We start from the raw sequence: 18,352 nt of genomic DNA, 5'->3' as shown, positions 1-18,352 counted from the left end.
CGCCAGTTTCGCCGCACGCGCCTTATCATCCTGCCGATCACCAGAGGGAGACGACAGATGAAGACGATTGGCCTGATCGGCGGCATGAGCTTTGAGAGCACGGCGGTCTACTACCGCATGATCAACGAGATGGTGCGCGAGCGCATTGGCGGCCTCGCCTCCGCCGACGTTCTCCTGCACTCCGTCAATTTTGCCGAGATCGTCGCCCTCCAGAAGGCCGGCCGCTGGGATCTCGCCGCAGCAGCGCTGACCCAAAGCGCCCGCCGCCTGCAGGACGCCGGTGCCGATTGCGTGCTGATCTGCACCAACACCATGCATCTGGTGGCGCCCGAGGTGGCCAGCGGGATCGACGTGCCGCTGATCCACATCATCGACGAAACCGCAAAGGCTCTCGGCACAAGGGGCCTGAAGCGCCCTCTCCTGCTCGCCACCCGCTACACGATGGAACACGGCTTTTACGCCGAACGCATGCGCGACGCGGACATCGAGGTGATGGTGCCCGAGGCGGACGAGCGCGGCGCCATGCACGACATCATCTTCGACGAACTCTGCGCCGGCGTTGTTCGGCCCGGTTCCCGCGAGCGCGCCATCGCCATGATCGAAACCGCCAAGCGCCAGGGCGCCGACAGCATCATCCTCGGCTGCACCGAGATCTGCCTGCTGCTGGATCCGCGAGACCTGCCACTGCCGGGCATAGACTCCACCGCCGTCCATGCCTGCGCTGCAATCCAATTCGCTCTGGCAGAGACCGCCGCAGACCGCGCCGCCGCATGATACTTGACTCCGTCAACATATTATTGGATGGAGTCTCTGAATGGAGGCTCCATCCATGCTCGACGACACGACGGCGGACATTATCCGCGCCTTCAACCGCTTCTACACCAATAAGCTTGGCTTGCTCGACAAGGGCTATCTTGAGACGCCCTACACGCTGACGGAAGGACGCATCCTTTACGAGATGGGTGCCCGGCAGTCGGTCTCGGCCAGTGAACTCAACCGCGATCTCGGGCTCGATCCCGCCTACCTCAGCCGGATCGTGAAGAAGTTCCGCGAGGCCGGCTTCATCGACAGCATACCCGATCCGTCCGACAAACGCAGCCAGATCCTGCGTGTCACCGCAAAGGGACAGGAGGTCTGCGACATGCTGGGGCAGCGCTCCCGCCAGCAGATCGCCGGTGACCTTGCCGGCGTCAGCGAGGGCGGCCGCGGCCGGCTGATCGAGGCCATGCGCACGATCCGCTCCATCCTCGACCCTTCATCGCAACCGGCAGGCCCCGCGCCCGTGATCCTGCGCCCCTACCGGATCGGCGACATGGGCTGGCTCATCGAAAGCCAGGCGACGGCCTACGCCCGCGAATATGGGCTGAACGAGAAGTTCGAGGCATTGATCGCACAGGTCGCCAGCCAGTTCATCGCTGACTTCAACCCGCAGCGCGAACGAAGCTGGATCGCCGAGCAGGGCGGCAAGCGGGTGGGCTCGGTGCTGGTTACCGATGGCGGCGGAGGCACCGCAAAGCTTCGCCTGCTCTATCTCGATCCACAGGTGCGCGGTCTTGGCCTCGGCCGCACGCTGGTGGAGGAATGCATCCGCTTCGCGATCTCTGCCGGCTATGCCCGGCTCTCGCTCTGGACAAACGACATGCTGACGGCAGCCATCCGCATCTACGAAACCGCCGGCTTTAAACTTGTCTCCGAGGAAAGACACGCCATGTTCGGGCCAGCATGCGTCGGCCAGACCTGGGAACTGGATCTCGCCGAGGCGAAGCTTTCGGCCCTCTAGTCCATCTGCCCACAGGCGCGGCGGAAGCGTCGCACGGTTTCCGCCATACCGAACTCCAGCGCATCCGCCGTTAGCCCGTGGCCGATGGAGACCTCGGCAAGGTCTGGGATCCGCTTGACCAGAAGCGGCAGGTTGGCGACCGTCAGATCGTGCCCAGCATTGACGCTCATCCCTTCGGCGCGAGCTGCATCAGCCGTCCTTCCGAGCTTTTCCACGATCTCTTCCGCCCGTTCCGGCGCGTCGTAGCAGCCACCGTAAGGGCCTGTATAGAGCTCGATCCGGTCGGCGCCGGTTGCTTTCGCCAGCTTCACCGCCTCGGCATCGCCGTCACCGTCGGCGAACAGCGAGACGCGCATGCCACCCGCCTTCAGTCGCGCCACGATTGGCTTCAGCATCTCACCCTGAGCACGGAAGTCGAACCCGTGGTCGGAGGTCGCCTGGCTCGGATCGTCCGGCACAAGCGTTACCTGCTCAGGCTGCGTCCGTTCACACAGCGCCAGGAAATCCTCGCTCGGATAGCCCTCGATGTTGAACTCGGCCTGCGGAAATTCGTCGTCGATCAACGCCCGGATGACCGGCAAGTCGGAAAAGCGGATATGCCGCTGATCCGGCCGCGGATGCACGGTCAGCCCGCTCGCGCCCGCCTGCAGTGCTATCCGCCCCAGGTGCTCTAGGCTCGGCCAAGGAAGGTCTCGCCGATTTCGCAGCATGGCGATGGCGTTGATATTGACGGAAAGCTGAGTCGGCATTGGTCACGGTCCGCATGAGAGGTTCGTAGATCATTACGTCAGGCCGGCGCCGCAGGCCAATCGCTTTCGCTCATCCGGCCATTGAAACTTTTGATGCCGTTACTTGACGATGGTGATCGTCTCGGCCGCCCGGGTGATTGCCGTATAAAGCCACCGCTCGCGGGTATCGCGAAACGCCCAGCTCTCGTCGAACAGCACGACGTTGTTCCACTGCGAGCCCTGCGCCTTGTGCACGGTCAGCGCATAGCCGTAGTCAAACTCGTCGTAGCGCTTGCGCGTCGACCACGGAATCTCGCCTTCGACATTCTCAAAGGACGCCTTGAGCAGCTTGATCTTGGCCGCGCCGCGATCCATGTCGTCGTCCTCCGGGCGGATCATCAGGTTGATGCCTGGCTTTACCGTCTCCTTGGAAGAGCTCATCACCTGCCAGAGAGAGCCGTTGAGCAGGCCCTTCACCTGATCGTTGCGCAGGCAAACCAGCTTGTCGCCTGACTGCGGATATTCCGTGGTGAAACCCTTCAGCTCGCGAAGCCGCTGATTGTAGCGCTTGCGGGTCTTATTGGTGCCGACCAGAACCTGGTCGGCCTCCAGAACCAGCGCCTGGTTCACCTCGTTGCGCGAGATCACCTGGGCGGTGCCGTAATCGCCATACATGATCTCCTTGCCCTCGCGCACGTTCATCGCAAGCTGGATGATCGGGTTGTCGCGGGCCTGCCGGTGGATGTCGGTCAGCAGGTAGTCTGGCTCCTGCTCGGTAAAGTAGCCGCCACCGGAAACCGGTGGCAACTGGCCCGGATCGCCCAGCACGAGGATCGGCGTCCCGAAGCTCATCAAGTCCCGGCCCAGCTGTTCATCCACCATCGAGCACTCGTCGATGACGATCAGCGGCGCTTTGGCGAGCGGGCTCTGCCGGTTGATCGAGAACATCGGCGCAACAGAAGTTTTGCCCGTCTCCTCGTCGGAGACCTCTTCCTCGCCACGCGGTCTATAGATCAGCGAATGGATCGTCTTGGCATTTCTTGCCCCCCGCGAACGCAGCACCTGCGCAGCTTTGCCGGTGAAGGCGGCAAACAGCACTTCGCCGTCGACATTTTCGGCAAAATGCTTGGCAAGCGTCGTCTTGCCGGTGCCGGCATAGCCGAACAGCCGGAAGACCGGGCTCCGGCCCTCTTTCAGCCAGCGCGAAACCGCCTTGAGAGCCTCGTCCTGTTGTGGTGCGAATTGCATGGCAGCGACATGGCAGGATTCTGCATCCCACCGCAACCGAAAAGAACGAAAGAGGATCAAGACCGCTAGCCTGCGGTCAGCGCTGCGGATCGTTGCGCAACTCGATCGGTTGTCCGTGCGGAGTCGCTTTGGCCGCCCGCTGCCAGCTCCGCTGCAGGCCGAGGACCTGCTCGCCATCGGCAATGCCCTTGGCGCCAAGCAGAGCCGAAAGCGCCTCGACCCAGCAGTCGAAATAGTCGCTGCCGTCTTCGGCGCGCCCCGGCCGGTGCACCTCGGTCGAAAGCGCCTCGGCCCATTCCGTCCAGGAGAAGACGCCCCGCTCGTGGAGATGCACCGTCATCGCAAAAGCTTCCGCCGTCCACGGCTCGGGAAACACCGGATCTCCTTCCGGAGACTTTGGCAATCCCGGTGATTTGAGCAGAGTCGATCCGGTCTCACATACGCTCAAGGTAGCTCTCCCACGCATCGATCGAGACCGTCAGTGTCGGATCGGCGCCCTCGCCCCAGATCTCACCCGCATCGAACACGACGGTGTAGACCCATTGCGGGTTCTCTCCGCGGCCGTGAGCATTGTCGTCGGCGAAGACGAACGAGCCTTGCACCGCCTCGACAACACCGGCCTTGGCTCGCGCATAGCGCGGCAGCCGCGTGTGGGTCGCCGGATGGAAGTTCTTCGTCCGGACACGGTCGCTTACAGCGAACTTCGGCTCAGTCTCGACCGACCGGTCGCACGGCCCGCCGCGCGCCAGCACGCCCGCCACCATATCGGCCGTCAGCACCCGCTTCGGCGCCGCCGGCGCATGCAGCATCCGGCCGGCCTCAATTTCATCTGCACCCGCAAATCCATGCCGCTCCAGCAACACCTCCAGCGCCCGGATCCAGATTTCGTAATAGCTCGCTGAAAGGTAGCTGGCCGGCGGGATGTTCTCCCGCGCATGCCGGCTCTCGTCGATATTCCAGGCCCCGAACGCACCGCACGAAAGCGTCAGGCCGAGCGCCCGCTTCTCCCAATCTGCGTGAAAATAGGGCTCATCCCGCTCCGGGGCGACCGGCCCGAATCCCATCTGCCCGCCCAGATCATGCGGGCCGTTCATCGTGCAGCCTCCGGCGCCAGGGCCAGCCCCGTGCCGATCATGGAATCGCGCGTCACGAGATCGGCAAGGTCGGCTTCGCTCATCCCCTCCGTCCCGGACGGTCGCTGTGGAACCACCAGATACCGAAGCTCTGCGGTCGAATCCCACACGCGGATCTTCGTATCCTGCGGCAACACCACGCCAAACTCGTCAAGCACGCCGCGTGGATCGATGACTGCCCGCGAACGATAAGCCGGCGCCTTGTACCAGACGGGCGGCAGGCCAAGCACCGACCAGGGATAGCAGGAGCAGAGCGTGCAGACGACGAGGTTGTGGGTCTCGTTCGTATTGAAGACCGCGCGCATGTGCTCGCCCTGCCGACCGGTGAAGCCGAGGCTTGCGATCGCCGCCGTCGCATCCCGCTGCAGCCATTCGGCGTAAACCGGATCGGTCCAGGCCTTGGCAACCACCTGCGCGCCGTTACGCGGCCCAACTTTCGTTTCATAGGTTTCGACAATGGCATTGATGGCGGCGGGATCAACCAGGCCTTTCTCCGTCAGCACCGTTTCCAGCGCCCGAACCCGCGCCTCCATGTCCGAATAGCGGTTGTCGTGGTGATGGTGATGGTCGTCGTGGTGGTGGTGATGATCGTTCATCCGCATTTCCCTCACTTCAGCATCGGCCAAAGGCTGATGACGAGCAACACGGCCATGGTTATGTTGAACCACTTCAGCCGCACCGGCACCGACAGCCACTCGCGGAGCGCCGAGCCGAACCCGGCCCAGGTGGAAACACTCGGCAGATTGACCAGCGCAAAGGCGAACCCGACAATGAGCACGGTCGCCGTATAGGCAGCAGGATTGGTATAGGTGGCCATCGCGGTTACCGCCATCACCCACGCCTTCGGGTTCACCCATTGAAACGCCGCTGCGCCAATGAAGCTCATCGGTCGGGCGCCGGCCTTCCCTTCCGAAAGGCTGCGCGAGGTGCCGATCTTCCAGGCGATCCAGACGAGATAGGCGCCGCCGGCAAATTTCAGCAACGTGTAGACGAGCGGCACACTCTGCATCAGCGCACCGAGGCCGAAGCCGACGCCGATCAGCAGTGACAGGAATCCCCCTCCGATGCCGAGCATGTGCGGTATGGTGCGGCGGAAACCGAAGTTTACGCCGGATGCGAACAGCATCATGTTGTTGGGTCCGGGCGTGATCGATGTCGTGAACGCAAACAGGACCAGGGCCAGAAATGTCTCCAGCGGCATGAATTCTCCAGGCGCCAATGCGTTGAACGGTATACCGGCCATCTCGTTTGCTCGGATCGCCTTCTAACGGTTTAGGCCCGATTGCTGGTCCCATCAAGCAGGCTTGGCAGCAAGGCGGTACGCCTTATCTATGCTTTATCACCAGGAGCGACCAAACATGATCCACGACACCCTCCCGTCCGTCACCCTCACGTCCGGCGCGACTGTCCGGGCGCTCGGGCTCGGCACCTGGCACATGGGCGAGGATCCTGCGCAAGCGGCCCAGGAAGTCGCGGCGCTGCAGGCGGGCATCGACCTTGGTTTGACGCTGATCGATACTGCCGAGATGTATGCCGAAGGCGGCGCCGAGGAGATCGTCGGCGAGGCAATTGCGGGCCGCCGCGACGACGTCTTCCTCGTCAGCAAGGTCTATCCGTGGAATGCCAGCCGCGAAGGGGCCATCGCCGCCTGCGATAGGAGCCTTGAGCGGCTGCGCACCGACCGCCTCGACCTCTACCTGCTCCACTGGCGGGGTGAACATCCGCTTGCAGAAACCATTGCTGCCTTCGAGGAGCTCCGCCACCAGGGAAGGATCGGCGGCTGGGGCGTTTCCAATTTCGACCTCGACGACATGCAGGAACTGATGGATGTACCGGGCGGCGAGAACTGCGCCGCCAATCAGGTGCTCTACAACCTCTCGCGGCGCGGCGTCGAATACGATCTCCTGCCCTGGTGCCAGGAGCGGGGCATCGCTGTCATGGCCTATTCACCCATCGAGCAGGGCCGGCTGATCCGCAGCGAGGTGCTGGCACGCATTGCGAAGGCCTATCAGGCGACCCCGGCGCAGGTGGCGCTCGCGTTCCTGCTGGAGCGGGACGGCGTCATTGCCATCCCGAAATCCGCCAACACCAACCGCGTCGCGGAAAATCGCGAGGCGGCACAACTGGAGCTGACGGAGGAAGATCTGCAGGCGCTCGACGCTGCCTTCCCACCACCGGCGAAGAAGATGCCGCTCGCCATGCTCTGATCACATGCCTTGCGGCCCACGGTTCATGGCCGCAATCCCGGTGCGGCAGATCTCGATCAGGCCGAGCGGCTTCAGAATCGCCACGAACTGGTCGATCTTGGAGGACTTGCCCGTCATCTCGAGGATGAAGTGCTCCACGGTGGCATCCACCACCTTCGCTTGGAAAGCGTCGGCGAGACGAAGGGTTTCGGCACGGTGTTCGCCCGATCCCACCACCTTGATCAGTGCCACCTCCCGCTCGATGGGCCGCTCCTGACCCAGATCCTTCGCCCGCACGGTCAGGTCCACCACCCGGTGCACCGGCACGATGCGCTCGAGCTGCGCCTTGATCTGCTCGAGAACCGCCGGCGTCCCCCGCGTCACGATAGTGATGCGCGACAAATGCGCCTCATGCTCCGTTTCCGAAACGGTCAGGCTTTCGATGTTGTAGCCGCGGCCGGAAAACAGACCGATGACGCGGGCCAGCACGCCGGGCTCGTTGCTGACGAGAACAGAGAGCGTGTGGTTCTCCGCCTTTGCCGTCTCGGGCGCGATGAAATAAGCCGAGCCTGTCGGAAGTTGATGTGCGTTCATGTTCTTGCGTCCATTCTTTGAGAAACTGCTTGAGATAACATCTCAGACAAGTTGCCGTCCCTTCGCGTCAATGGCATTGGCAACCACATCGTCGGTTGCTTCGTCCGGCAGCAACATCTCGTTATGGGCTTTGCCGGACGGGATCATCGGGAAGCAGTTGGCAAGGTTGGCGACGCGGCAGTCGAAGATCACCGGCTTCTTGACTGCGATCATTTCCTCGATCTTTTCGTCGAGCTCCTTCGGATCGTCGCAATACATGCCGACGGCGCCGTAGGCTTCCGCCAGCTTGACGAAGTCCGGCATGGCCTCCGTATAGGAATTCGACAAACGGTTGCCGTGCAGCAACTGCTGCCACTGGCGCACCATGCCCATATACTGGTTGTTCAGGATGAAGATCTTGACCGGCAAATTATACTGGATGGCGCAGGACATTTCCTGGATACACATCTGGATGGAGGCGTCGCCGGCAATGTCGATGACAAGCGCGTCGGGATGCGCAACCTGGACCCCGATCGCCGCCGGCAAGCCGTAGCCCATGGTCCCCAGACCACCGGAGGTCATCCACCGGTTTGGCTCTTCGAAACCGAAGAACTGCGCCGCCCACATCTGGTGCTGGCCAACTTCCGTGGTGACATAGGTTTCCCGTCCCTTAGAGAGTTCGTAGAGACGCTGGATCGCATGCTGCGGCATGATCACGTCGTTGGAGGGCTTGAAGGCAAACGAGTTGCGCCCGCGCCAGCGATCGATGCTCTCGTGCCACTCCTGCGTCTGGCTCTTCTCGGGCTTCTTCGGCAGTGCCCGCCACAGACGCACCATGTCTTCAAGCACGCGGCCGACGTCGCCGAGGATCGGCACGTCGACGCGAACATTCTTGTTGATCGAAGACGGGTCGATGTCGACGTGGATCTTGCGCGAGTTCGGCGAAAACGCGTTCAGCCGTCCCGTGATCCGGTCGTCGAAGCGCGCGCCGATGCAGACCATGACGTCGCAGTCATGCATCGCCATGTTCGCCTCGTAGGAACCGTGCATGCCGAGCATGCCCAGCCAGTTCTTGCCGGAGGCTGGATAGGACCCAAGCCCCATCAGCGTCGACGTGATCGGGAAGTTCGTCAGCTCAACCAGCTCGCGTAGCAGTCGGGAAGCTGCCGGTCCGGAATTGACGACGCCGCCCCCGGTATAGAGAACCGGCCGCTTCGCGCTCGCCATTAGCTCCACCGCCGCTTGGATGGCGTTGAGATCGCCCTGCACCTTCGGCGTGTAGCTCTTGTTGACGGGTGCTGCGCCGGGCGGCGTGTAGGTGCCCGTGGCGAACTGGACGTCCTTCGGGATGTCGACGACAACCGGCCCCGGCCGGCCGCTTTGCGCAATTCGGAAAGCCTCGTGGATGACTGCTGCCAGTTCGTTGACGTCCTTGACCAGCCAATTGTGCTTTGTGCAAGGCCGGGTGATGCCGACGGTATCGCATTCCTGGAAAGCATCGGAGCCGATCAGCGTCGTCGGCACCTGACCGGACAGACAAACCAGCGGGACGGAATCCATCAGCGCATCCTGCAGCGGCGTCACAGCGTTTGTGGCGCCCGGACCGGACGTGACCAGCATGACGCCAACCTTTCCGGTGGAGCGGGCATAGCCTTCCGCTGCGTGGCCGGCACCCTGTTCGTGGCGAACAAGAATGTGCTGGATATCCTCCTGCTGAAAGATCTCGTCATAGATGGGCAGGACGGCACCGCCGGGATAGCCGAAAATGTGCTCTACGCCATTGTCCTTCAGCGCTCTCAGAACGATTTCCGCGCCGGTCATCTGATTGTTGCTATCCGTCATGTCCTGGTCCATTCGCTGCTGCTGTCTGCTTTGGATGTGTATGCTGTGTTTCGGGCATAAAAAAAGGCCCCTTGAGGAGCCTGTGTTCGCGCATGGGTGGCTAACGCCGGATGGTCACCCCATCCTGCCCATGCGCCTTCCCACCACGATAAGTCCGTTTGAAATTCTCATGGGACGAAGTGTTAGACAGATTGTTGCGCGTCGTCAACGCGAACGGGACCAGAAATTGCGATAGCTCGTCTTTCTGCCCCCTCACCTAAGGCTGGTGTGAGCCTACACCACTTGTTAAGCGCGCTCTATTAGCTTGCCCAAATGTCTGATGCGGCGGGGTGGCTGGACCATACCGTCACCCTATGAATGGGAGACGTCTTGCTGAACAACGATTTGCACCGTTCCGTTTCTGCTGGCGAACACGACCGCCGAGACTCCCACCGGGCTGGCAACCGAATGCTTGGCCGTGTCGTGGCCTGCAACGGCTCGCGCGCTACCATCGCAGCCATTGCCGAACTCGGGGAAACGGACCTCACTGAACTGTGGTCGGTCGGGCGCCTCATCTCCATCAATGTCGGCCGCAACCGCGTAGTCGCGCTCGCCTACTCCATGAACACCGACAAACACACGTGGGGAGAGCGTGAAAACAACGAGTTTCGGATCGAGGCTGAGCTCTTGGGCGAAGTCCGGGTCGGTGACGACGGCCGTGAAGAATTTTCCGGCGGGATTTCGCGCTATCCCTACCTCGGAGCCGTCGCCCACCGGATCCGCGCCTCCGATCTGCTGCGCATCTATGACACCGGCAAGAATGACACCTGCGTCATCGGCAAGCTTACCCAAGATGAGACGATCGACGCAACGATCCACATCCCGTCCATGCTGTCGAAGCATTTCGCAATCGTTGGCTCCACCGGCGTCGGCAAATCGACGGCCGTCTCACTGCTGCTCCACAAGGCAATCGAGGCGGACCCGAAGCTCAGGGTGCTGATTCTTGATCCGCACAACGAATTTGCGGCCGCGTTTCCGGAACATGCGGTCGTCATCGATACCGATACATTGGACCTTCCCTTCTGGCTGATGAAGCTGGAAGAATTCGCCGAGGTTCTCTACCGCGGACGTCCGTCGATACCGGAAGAACTGGATATCCTCCGCGACCTCATTCCTGAAGCGAAGCGATCCTTTCGGGGCGGCGATTCGAGCCTCATGCGCCGCAGCACCGAAAAGAGCTCCATCACCGCCGACACCCCGGTTCCCTACAGGATGGCCGACCTCCTGGCGTTGATCGACGAACGCATCGGCCGCCTCGAAGGCCGCGGCGAAAAGCCCGTGTTGCGAACGCTGAAGATGCGCGTGATGTCAGCAATCAATGATCCACGCTATCACTTCATGTTCTCCAACAATACGATTCAAGATACGATCATGGAGACGATCGCGCACATCTTCCGCATTCCCGGCGGGGACAGGCCGATCTCTACTTTCCAACTGGCTGGCATCCCCTCCGAGGTGGTCAATTCGGTTGCATCGATTCTATGCCGCATGGCGTTCGAACTGGCGCTGTGGAGCAATGGCGCGATCCACATGCTGGTTGTCTGCGAAGAAGCGCACCGCTACGTCCCCGCGGACGCAGAACGCGGCTTCTTCCCGACCCGGCAGGCAATTGCCCGCATCGCCAAGGAAGGCCGCAAATACGGCGTGTCGCTCGGGGTCATCACTCAGCGTCCGGGTGAACTCGACCAGACTATCCTGTCGCAGTGTTCCACCCTCTTTGCCATGCGGCTCGCAAACGACCGGGACCAGGAAATCATCCGTTCGGCCATCCCGAACTCCTCGATCTCCACGACGAGCTTCCTGTCCTCGATCGGCAACGGCGAAGCGATTGCCTTCGGCGAGGCGATCTCGGTCCCGATGCGGATGCGCTTTGCCCGCGTCGAGCAGAAATATCTGCCAAAAGCTCATGGTGTCGCCAACAAGGGGGACGAGGACACCCCTGATACTGTCGACCTGCGGACCGTTGTGGCGCGCATGCGCTCGATCAACGGCCCGGACATCGCGACGTTCAAGCAGGGCTTCGATCAAGGCACCTACGACGAGTGCGAGGATGTGGGAGAGGATGCTGCACCGGATCAGCCGAGTATTCCGACGGAGACAGAGCTTGACCGCTGGGCGAGCGACGTCAATGCGGGCCACCACAGTCGCGCCTCTTCCCCTGGTCCCGCACGGCCGGAGCCATACCGCCCGGATATGCTTCCGCGCCCACGAGTATCTGAGGCGCCACGGCCATCACTCTACGAGCGCCCCTCCGGCCTTTCACCGGAGGAGAACCTAGACCGCTCCTCGTCCGGCTACCGCCCGTTGGGCGGCGAAAGCCTTCGCTCCACGACGCTACGCCGCGAAGGCTCCTTGCGAGAGAGCCTTCTGAAGAAGCCGCTCAGCAGCCTCTACGACAGGGAGTGAGGATCGGCAGGATCTATCCTCCTCCAGCTTTCGTCCATCTGGTTGCGAAACCAAGTCATCTGGCGCTTGGCGTACTGCCGCGTGAGAGCGGAGGCCCGCTCCACGACCTCCTGCGGCGTAATCCGACCAGCAAGCATCTCAGCGATCTGCGCAACCCCGATCGCCTTCATCGCAGGGAGGTCCGGATCGGGATCAAGAGCAAGCAAAGTCTGCACTTCCGCCACGGCACCGTTGTCGAACATCTGCTCAAAACGCTGATCAATCCGTCGTCGCAACACCTCCCGTTCCGGCAGCACGACGATCTTCCGCGCCCGCTGCGGGTTGACGATCACCGGGCCGGCTTTCCCCTGGAAGTCGGAAAGCGAGCGGCCGGTTTCCTCCAGCACCTCTAGCGCCCGTACGATCCGTTGGCCATCACCAGGTTCCAGTGCTTTTGCCATCGGGGCATCCCGTGCGGCGAGGTCCCGATACAAGGACTCAGCACCCTCCTCTTTCAGCCTCAGCCGAACGCGGCAGCGGATCTCCTGCGAGATCTCCGGCATGTCGGATAGACCACCCGTCAGCGCCTTGAAGTAAAGTCCCGTGCCTCCAACAAGGACCGGAAGCCGCCCCTCCGCCTTCAGGCGTGGGAGAAGCGCCGCCACGTCTCGCAGCCAGGCACCGGTCGAATGAACGGTCGTCGCTGGCACCGTCCCGTAAAGGTAGTGCGGGATGCCTTCCATCTCTTCCTCTGCCGGGCGTGCCGTCAGCACCCTCAGGGTCTCGTAGACCTGCATGCTGTCGGCGTTCACCACGACGCCATCCATCTCTGCGGCCAGCTGAAGGGCGAGCGCCGACTTGCCGCTGGCAGTCGGGCCCGTTATCAGGATCGCGTCGCAGTCTCTTGCAAGGTCGCTCATATGGCTCTCGTTGCCACGCTCATCGCCCATCCGTCAAATCCCGTCCTCGTGCCCTCCCTCGGAGAACGCGCCGCAGAGGTCGTGCAGGCGGCAGGGCTCTACTGGCTGGCCGACGGCATTGCCTGCGACATCGTCCTGCGCGATGGGACAGACGCGGCCGCCGCCGAGGCCAAGCTACAGGCGGTTGTCGCGAGCCAGCCGATCGATCTCGTGATGCAGGAGGCGGAAACCCGCCGCAAGCGCTTCCTGATCGCCGACATGGATTCCACCATGATCGGCCAGGAATGCATCGACGAGTTGGCTGATGTGGTGGGGCTGAAGGCTAAGGTCGCCGCCATCACGGCGCGTGCGATGAACGGTGAGATCGCCTTCGAACCGGCGCTGCGCGAGCGCGTGGCACTTCTGAAAGGTCTGCCGCTGTCCGTCGTCGACGACGTCATCGCCAAACGCATCACGCTCACCTCCGGCGGCCCGGAACTGATCGCGACCATGAAGGCTAGGGGCTGCTATACCGCGCTCGTCTCCGGCGGCTTCACCGTCTTCACCGATCCGATCGCCGCCCGCCTCGGCTTCGACGAGAACCGCGCCAACCTCCTGCTCGCGGACGACGGCATCCTCACCGGTGAAGTCGCCGAACCAATCCTTGGCAAGCAGGCGAAGATCGACGCGGTGAATGACATCTCTACCCGCCTCGGCATCTCCACGGATGATGTCATCGCCGTTGGCGACGGCGCAAACGACCTGGGAATGCTGAACCTCGCCGGCTCCGGCGTCGCCCTGCACGCCAAGCCGACGGTTGCCGCACAGGCGCGCATGCGCCTCGACCACAGCGACCTCACCGCCCTCCTCTATATCCAGGGCTACCGCAAGACGGACTTCGTCATGCCATGACGCTGACCGACAAACCATGGATTATCCTCGAGACCGAACGACTTCTGGTCCGCAGCTGGATCGAGAGCGACCGCGACCTCTTTCGCGAGATCAACGCGGACAGCAAGGTCATGGAGTTCTTCACCTTCCGCCGCAGCCACGACGAAGCTGATGCGCTGCTCGAAAGGATCAACGGCTCCATCCAGGCGACTGGCCTCGGCTTCTACGCCCTTGAGGTAAAGGACACCGGCGAGCCCATCGGCTTCTGCGGCCTCTCGCTGGCCAACATGCCCGAAATCTTTCCCACCGAGACGGTAGAGATCGGCTGGCGGCTTGCCACCCGCTTCTGGGGACATGGTTATGTGACGGAAGCCGGCCGCGCACTGCTCGATCTGGCTTTCCGTGAGAAGGCTGTCCCCGCCGTCCTCGCCTTCGCAGTAGAAGCAAATCGCCGGTCGACGGCAGTGATGGAGCGGATCGGCATGCGCCGGTGCCGCGACATGGACTTCAGCCATCCGCGGGTGCCGGATACCCATCCGCACCTGAAGCGCCACGTCGTCTATGCCGCCGTGGCGGACGGTGTCTCTACCACCTGATCATTCCACCGGCACTGCAACGAATCGCAAAGCGCCGGTCGGGTCCGCGACCATCAGATGGGCGTTGCGCCGCCCTTCGGATTTTAGCGCATCCACACGCTCGCTCACCGCCGCTGGTCCGTCGACAAAGTCCTGGCCCACTTCGACGATGACGTCGCCGGGCTTCAAGCCCTTCTCGGCCGCGTTCGATCCCTCCGCGACGGCCGTAATCACAACGCCCTCAACGCTTTCCGCAATACCGAAGGCCTGGCGCTGATCCTCGTCGAGCGCCGCAATCGTCATGCCAAGGATTTCCGCCGGCCCCTGCTCGACGCTATCCTGCTGTTCAGTCCCCTCGTCTTCCGTCGCTTGGCCATCATTGGGCTCGACAGACTCCTCATCCGTCTGCGCCAATTCGTCGGTACTGTCCTCCAGCCGCCCGAGCGTCACCTTCACGGTCTGCTCCTCACCATCGCGCAGGACGACGACGTCGACCTCCTTGCCGACAGCGCTCTCGGCCACGATGCGCGGCAGGTCGCGCATCTCGCCCACGGCCTGACCATCGAACCGCAGGATTACGTCGCCGGCCTTGATCTCGCCGTTGGTTATCGGTCCGCCCTCGACCACGCCCGAAACCAGCGCACCGCGCGCGCGGTCAAGTCCGAGGCTCTCAACCACCTCGTCCGTCACGGGTTGGATGCGCACGCCAAGCCAGCCGCGACGGGTCTCACCGAATTCGATCAGTTGATTGACGATGTTTTCTGCAAGCTCGGTCGGAACTGCAAATCCGATGCCGATGGAGCCGCCGGACGGCGAGATGATCGCCGTGTTGATGCCTATGACCTCGCCATGCATGTTGAACAGCGGCCCCCCCGAATTGCCCTTGTTGATGGCTGCATCCGTCTGGATGAAGTTGTCGTATGGACCGGCATTGATGTTGCGGCCGCGCGCCGAAATGATGCCCAAGGTCACAGAGCCGCCGAGGCCGAAGGGATTGCCGATAGCCATCACCCAGTCGCCGATCCGCATCTGCCGCGAATCGCCGAAGCGAACCGCCGCGAGCGGCGCCTTAGGCTCCACCTTGAGCACAGACAGGTCAGTCTTGGGGTCAGTTCCGACCAATTCAGCCTTCAGTTTGCTGCCATTGGGGAAGACAACCTCAATATCGTCGGCGTCCTCGATCACATGGTTGTTGGTCACCACATAGCCTGAGGGGTCGATAACGAAGCCGGAGCCAAGCGAATTTACCCGCTGGTTGCCGCCCTCACCTCCGTCACCGTCGAAGAAGTCGTCGAAGAATTCCTCGAAGGGAGCGCCATCAGGCGTCTGCGGCGCCTGCGGGCCGGCGCCTTGGTTTGCCACGCTTTGAGAGGTGGATATGTTGACGACGGCGTCGAGCAGCCCTTGAGCAAGGTCTGCAACCGAGCCCGGACCAGAGCTGGCCGCCGAGCCAGGCGATGGCTGGATTTCGACCGTGGGACTGGCGGTCGGCGGCGCGGGCAACATCTCCTCTGGAGCAAGGCGAGGATTGGCAGCGGGTGATCCCTCCTCGGGAGAGACCGATGGCGCGCCCGTCCCCGGCGATGATTCGGTGGAAGGACCTGCAGGTGCCTCAGGCGACAAGCCAGCCGGCGGCCCCTGGGTCTGCGCCGACGCGTCCGCAGTCAAGGCTACGATGGCAATGATCGCTGCCGCGCGCGTGAACGACGTTGAAACCGTATAAGCCATGTGGCCTCCCCTTCTATCTGCCTCCCTGCGGGCGGCCGCTTCGGACTCTTGCCGCAACATAGGGCGGAATGAAGACCGTAGAAACTGACGCTGTCGTGAGGGGCTGCCCGCAGGCTGCAGCAAGATGAAAAAAGGCGGCCGAAGCCGCCTCTTCCGTATCAGCCCCCTGTACCTGGTGCCGGCACGATACCGGACTGACTTGGCGGCACTGCAGGATCACCAGGGGTTGCAGCCGGATCGGCCGGGGCGCCTGCACCACCCGTCACATCGGGCCGCGCGGTGTCGGCGGCAATTGCCGCTTCCGGGCTGTTCAGGAACTTGAAGAACGCCGAGTCGGGGGACATGACCAAGGTCGTTCCTGTATCGACCAGCGAGGCCACATAAGCGCGCATCGACCTGTAGAAGTCGAAGAATTCCGGATCGCGACCGAAGGCTTCCCCGAAGATCTGAGTGCGCTCGGCATCGCCTTCACCGCGGATGATCTCCGCATCCCGCTGCGCCGCCGATACGAATTCGACAACCTGGCGGTCGGCGATCGCGCGCCGCGTCTGGCCTTGTTCGTTACCCCGCGCACGGATCAGTTCCGCCTCAGCAAGACGTTCCGCCTTCATTCGCTCGTAGGTCTGCTGCGATACCTCCTGCGTCAGATCGGTGCGACGGATACGGACGTCACGCACCGTTAGCCCAAGACTTTCCGCAGCCACCCGAAGTTGAGAATGAACCTCCTGCATCATCTGCGAGCGCTCGTCAGAGAGTGCTGCGTCGAAATTCCGCAGACCATAAACGCGCCGTAGGGCGGCATCGAGTCGAGTCCGAAGCCGCGCTTCGGCCGCCTCGCGGTCACCCGAGACGGTTTCGCGGAACAGACGTGGATCGCTGATCGCATAGACGACGAAAGCATCGACTTCATAGAACGCGCCACCTCGCACCTGGACGCGGATGTCGTCCAGGTCAAAGCGCAGTGCCCGATCCTCAACATATTGAACGCGGTCGGCATCCATGAAAGCGAAGGGAAGCTTGAAATACAAGCCAGGCTCCGTCTTCACATCCTGGATTTCACCGAATCGAACGACGATGGCCTGTTCTCGCTCGTTCACCACGAAAACGGAGGAGTACACCAGGAAGAAAACCAGGGCGATGGCGATGAGGATCGCCGGGAGACGGTTCGAACTCATTGGTTGCCTCCCTGCTGCTGCTGGCCTGCTGTACGGTTGATTTCATTGAGAGGGAGGTAGGGGACGACACCCTGCTGCTCCTCGATGATGATCTTGTTGGAGTTTTTCAGCACGGCTTCCATGGTTTCCAGGAATATCCGCTGCCGCGTCACTTCAGGCGCAGTGGCATACTCGTTGTAGATGGAAATGAAGCGCTGAGCCTCACCCTGTGCCTCATTCACGACGCGATCCTTGTAGGCAGCCGCCTCTTCGCGGATCTGCGCAGCCTGTCCGCGAGCCTGACCTAGCCGCTGATTGGCATATTGATTGGCCTCCTCGACGAAGCGATCTTCGTCCTGCTCGGCGCGTTGCACCTCTTCGAAGGCGTCCGCAACCTCGCGCGGCGGCGCAGCGTCTTCGATCGGAACCGCGTTGATCGAGATGCCTGCCCCATAGGTGTCCATGGTCCCTTGAATGATCGCACGGACCTCCGTGGAGATGTCCTCACGGTTGTTGCGGAAGATGTCTTCCGCGGGACGGCGTCCGACGACTTCGCGCATGGCGCTCTCCGCGACCTGCTGAAGCGTTCCCGCCGGATTCTCGAGGTTGAAGAGGTAGTTCTTCGGATCGCTGACGGTAAATAGGACCGAAAACTGGACGTTGACGATATTCTGGTCGCCAGACAGCATGAGGCCGGCGCTCGACTGCGTGCTTCCTGCAGCACCGATGTTCTGCTGCTGTTCGGTGACCTTTACGATCTCGACGGTTTCGAACGGCCAGAAATGGAAGTGCAGGCCCGGCATGGCAACCTCTTCCTTGGGTTTGCCAAAACGGAGCTCAACGCCACGTTCATCTGGCTGCACGGTATAGACCGACTGGATCGCCAGAAACGCCACGACCACCAGGGCGATGATGACCACCACGCCGCCGTTGAAACCACCAGGGACAACGCCGCGAAGACGGTCTTGGCTCCGCCTTATAATATCCTCTAGATCTGGCGGCCCACCGTTTCCACCACCACCGCGTGGACGGTTGGGGCCACCGCCACCGCCGCCCCAAGGGCCCTGATTGTTACCGCCGCCGCCGCCCCATGGACCGCCGCCGCCATTCTGATTGCTCCAGGGCATCAAAACCTCTTTGCTTGTCGCTCCCACCGCACGGGAGCAGCAATGCTCCCCGCCTGTCAGTCCC

The 18,352-nt window shown here is 62.4% G+C and carries 18 protein-coding genes; 6 read left to right on the top strand and 12 right to left on the bottom strand.

Features of this window, described 5'->3' with window-relative positions:
- Nucleotides 1-57 precede the first annotated feature (57 nt).
- Both LXM96_RS05395 and LXM96_RS05390 read left to right on the top strand, forming a co-directional pair.
- Nucleotides 58-774: an aspartate/glutamate racemase family protein gene (locus LXM96_RS05395; RefSeq protein WP_239997367.1), complete on the top strand. Its 717-nt coding sequence runs from the start codon at nucleotides 58-60 to the stop codon at nucleotides 772-774.
- Between the two features lie 55 nt (nucleotides 775-829).
- Nucleotides 830-1,780, top strand: a complete 951-nt coding sequence (locus tag LXM96_RS05390) for a bifunctional helix-turn-helix transcriptional regulator/GNAT family N-acetyltransferase (protein WP_394801904.1) — start codon at nucleotides 830-832, stop codon at nucleotides 1,778-1,780.
- On the opposite strand, the gene LXM96_RS05385 is transcribed toward LXM96_RS05390, so the two are convergent.
- The 6 genes from LXM96_RS05385 to LXM96_RS05360 all read right to left on the bottom strand — a co-directional run bounded on the left by LXM96_RS05385 (nucleotide 1,777) and on the right by LXM96_RS05360 (nucleotide 6,090).
- Complete coding sequence (locus tag LXM96_RS05385; RefSeq protein ID WP_239997365.1) at nucleotides 1,777-2,529, bottom strand: pyridoxine 5'-phosphate synthase; 753 nt, start codon at nucleotides 2,527-2,529, stop codon at nucleotides 1,777-1,779. The two genes, LXM96_RS05390 and LXM96_RS05385, sit on opposite strands and share 4 nt — an antisense overlap.
- 99 nt (nucleotides 2,530-2,628) lie before the next feature.
- Nucleotides 2,629-3,756: an ATP-dependent DNA helicase gene (locus LXM96_RS05380; protein WP_239997364.1), complete on the bottom strand. Its 1,128-nt coding sequence runs from the start codon at nucleotides 3,754-3,756 to the stop codon at nucleotides 2,629-2,631.
- Between the two features lie 76 nt (nucleotides 3,757-3,832).
- Nucleotides 3,833-4,204: a nitrile hydratase accessory protein gene (locus LXM96_RS05375; RefSeq protein ID WP_239997363.1), complete on the bottom strand. Its 372-nt coding sequence runs from the start codon at nucleotides 4,202-4,204 to the stop codon at nucleotides 3,833-3,835.
- The gene (nthB, locus tag LXM96_RS05370) at nucleotides 4,191-4,850 is read right to left on the bottom strand and encodes a nitrile hydratase subunit beta (RefSeq protein WP_239997362.1); all 660 of its coding nucleotides are present in this window, start codon (nucleotides 4,848-4,850) and stop codon (nucleotides 4,191-4,193) included. Before nthB ends, LXM96_RS05375 begins: the two co-directional genes overlap by 14 nt.
- Nucleotides 4,847-5,485: a nitrile hydratase subunit alpha gene (nthA, locus tag LXM96_RS05365; protein ID WP_239997361.1), complete on the bottom strand. Its 639-nt coding sequence runs from the start codon at nucleotides 5,483-5,485 to the stop codon at nucleotides 4,847-4,849. The genes nthB and nthA overlap by 4 nt, the downstream gene beginning before the upstream one ends.
- A gap of 11 nt (nucleotides 5,486-5,496) precedes the next feature.
- Nucleotides 5,497-6,090, bottom strand: a complete 594-nt coding sequence (locus tag LXM96_RS05360; protein WP_239997360.1) for a LysE family translocator — start codon at nucleotides 6,088-6,090, stop codon at nucleotides 5,497-5,499.
- A gap of 157 nt (nucleotides 6,091-6,247) precedes the next feature.
- Here LXM96_RS05360 and LXM96_RS05355 point away from each other — a divergent pair, with 157 nt between their 5' ends.
- Complete coding sequence (locus LXM96_RS05355; protein WP_239997359.1) at nucleotides 6,248-7,096, top strand: aldo/keto reductase; 849 nt, start codon at nucleotides 6,248-6,250, stop codon at nucleotides 7,094-7,096.
- Here the strand turns inward: LXM96_RS05355 and ilvN are convergent, their stop codons facing one another.
- Nucleotides 7,097-7,669, bottom strand: coding sequence for an acetolactate synthase small subunit (ilvN, locus tag LXM96_RS05350; RefSeq protein ID WP_239997358.1), 573 nt, complete (start codon nucleotides 7,667-7,669; stop codon nucleotides 7,097-7,099).
- A 42-nt stretch (nucleotides 7,670-7,711) separates the two neighbouring features.
- Complete coding sequence (locus LXM96_RS05345; RefSeq protein ID WP_262913520.1) at nucleotides 7,712-9,490, bottom strand: acetolactate synthase 3 large subunit; 1,779 nt, start codon at nucleotides 9,488-9,490, stop codon at nucleotides 7,712-7,714.
- Between the two features lie 369 nt (nucleotides 9,491-9,859).
- Here LXM96_RS05345 and LXM96_RS05340 point away from each other — a divergent pair, with 369 nt between their 5' ends.
- The gene (locus LXM96_RS05340) at nucleotides 9,860-11,935 is read left to right on the top strand and encodes an ATP-binding protein (RefSeq protein ID WP_239997357.1); all 2,076 of its coding nucleotides are present in this window, start codon (nucleotides 9,860-9,862) and stop codon (nucleotides 11,933-11,935) included.
- Here LXM96_RS05340 and miaA read toward each other — a convergent pair.
- Nucleotides 11,920-12,834 (bottom strand): tRNA (adenosine(37)-N6)-dimethylallyltransferase MiaA, encoded by a 915-nt coding sequence (miaA, locus tag LXM96_RS05335; protein WP_239997356.1) that lies wholly within the window; start codon nucleotides 12,832-12,834, stop codon nucleotides 11,920-11,922. The genes LXM96_RS05340 and miaA overlap by 16 nt on opposite strands.
- Between miaA and serB the strand changes: the two genes are divergently transcribed.
- Both serB and LXM96_RS05325 read left to right on the top strand, forming a co-directional pair.
- Nucleotides 12,835-13,725 carry a phosphoserine phosphatase SerB gene (gene serB, locus LXM96_RS05330; protein ID WP_239997355.1) on the top strand — a complete coding sequence of 297 codons (891 nt, stop codon included), beginning with the start codon at nucleotides 12,835-12,837 and terminating at the stop codon, nucleotides 13,723-13,725.
- Nucleotides 13,722-14,300, top strand: a complete 579-nt coding sequence (locus LXM96_RS05325; protein WP_239997354.1) for a GNAT family N-acetyltransferase — start codon at nucleotides 13,722-13,724, stop codon at nucleotides 14,298-14,300. The genes serB and LXM96_RS05325 overlap by 4 nt, the downstream gene beginning before the upstream one ends.
- On the opposite strand, the gene LXM96_RS05320 is transcribed toward LXM96_RS05325, so the two are convergent.
- The 3 genes from LXM96_RS05320 to hflK all read right to left on the bottom strand — a co-directional run bounded on the left by LXM96_RS05320 (nucleotide 14,301) and on the right by hflK (nucleotide 18,288).
- A complete protein-coding gene (locus LXM96_RS05320; protein ID WP_239997353.1) occupies nucleotides 14,301-16,007 on the bottom strand; it encodes a Do family serine endopeptidase in 1,707 nt (568 codons plus the stop codon).
- 158 nt (nucleotides 16,008-16,165) lie between these two features.
- Nucleotides 16,166-17,182 (bottom strand): protease modulator HflC, encoded by a 1,017-nt coding sequence (hflC, locus tag LXM96_RS05315; RefSeq protein WP_239997349.1) that lies wholly within the window; start codon nucleotides 17,180-17,182, stop codon nucleotides 16,166-16,168.
- Complete coding sequence (hflK, locus tag LXM96_RS05310) at nucleotides 17,179-18,288, bottom strand: FtsH protease activity modulator HflK (RefSeq protein WP_239997347.1); 1,110 nt, start codon at nucleotides 18,286-18,288, stop codon at nucleotides 17,179-17,181. Before hflK ends, hflC begins: the two co-directional genes overlap by 4 nt.
- Between the last annotated feature and the right edge of the window lie 64 nt (nucleotides 18,289-18,352).

It is taken from the genome of Rhizobium halophilum, from assembly GCF_021648825.1.
Taxonomy (GTDB): Bacteria; Pseudomonadota; Alphaproteobacteria; order Rhizobiales; family Rhizobiaceae; genus Neorhizobium; species Neorhizobium halophilum.
This window is presented reverse-complemented; position numbering and strand designations above follow the sequence as displayed.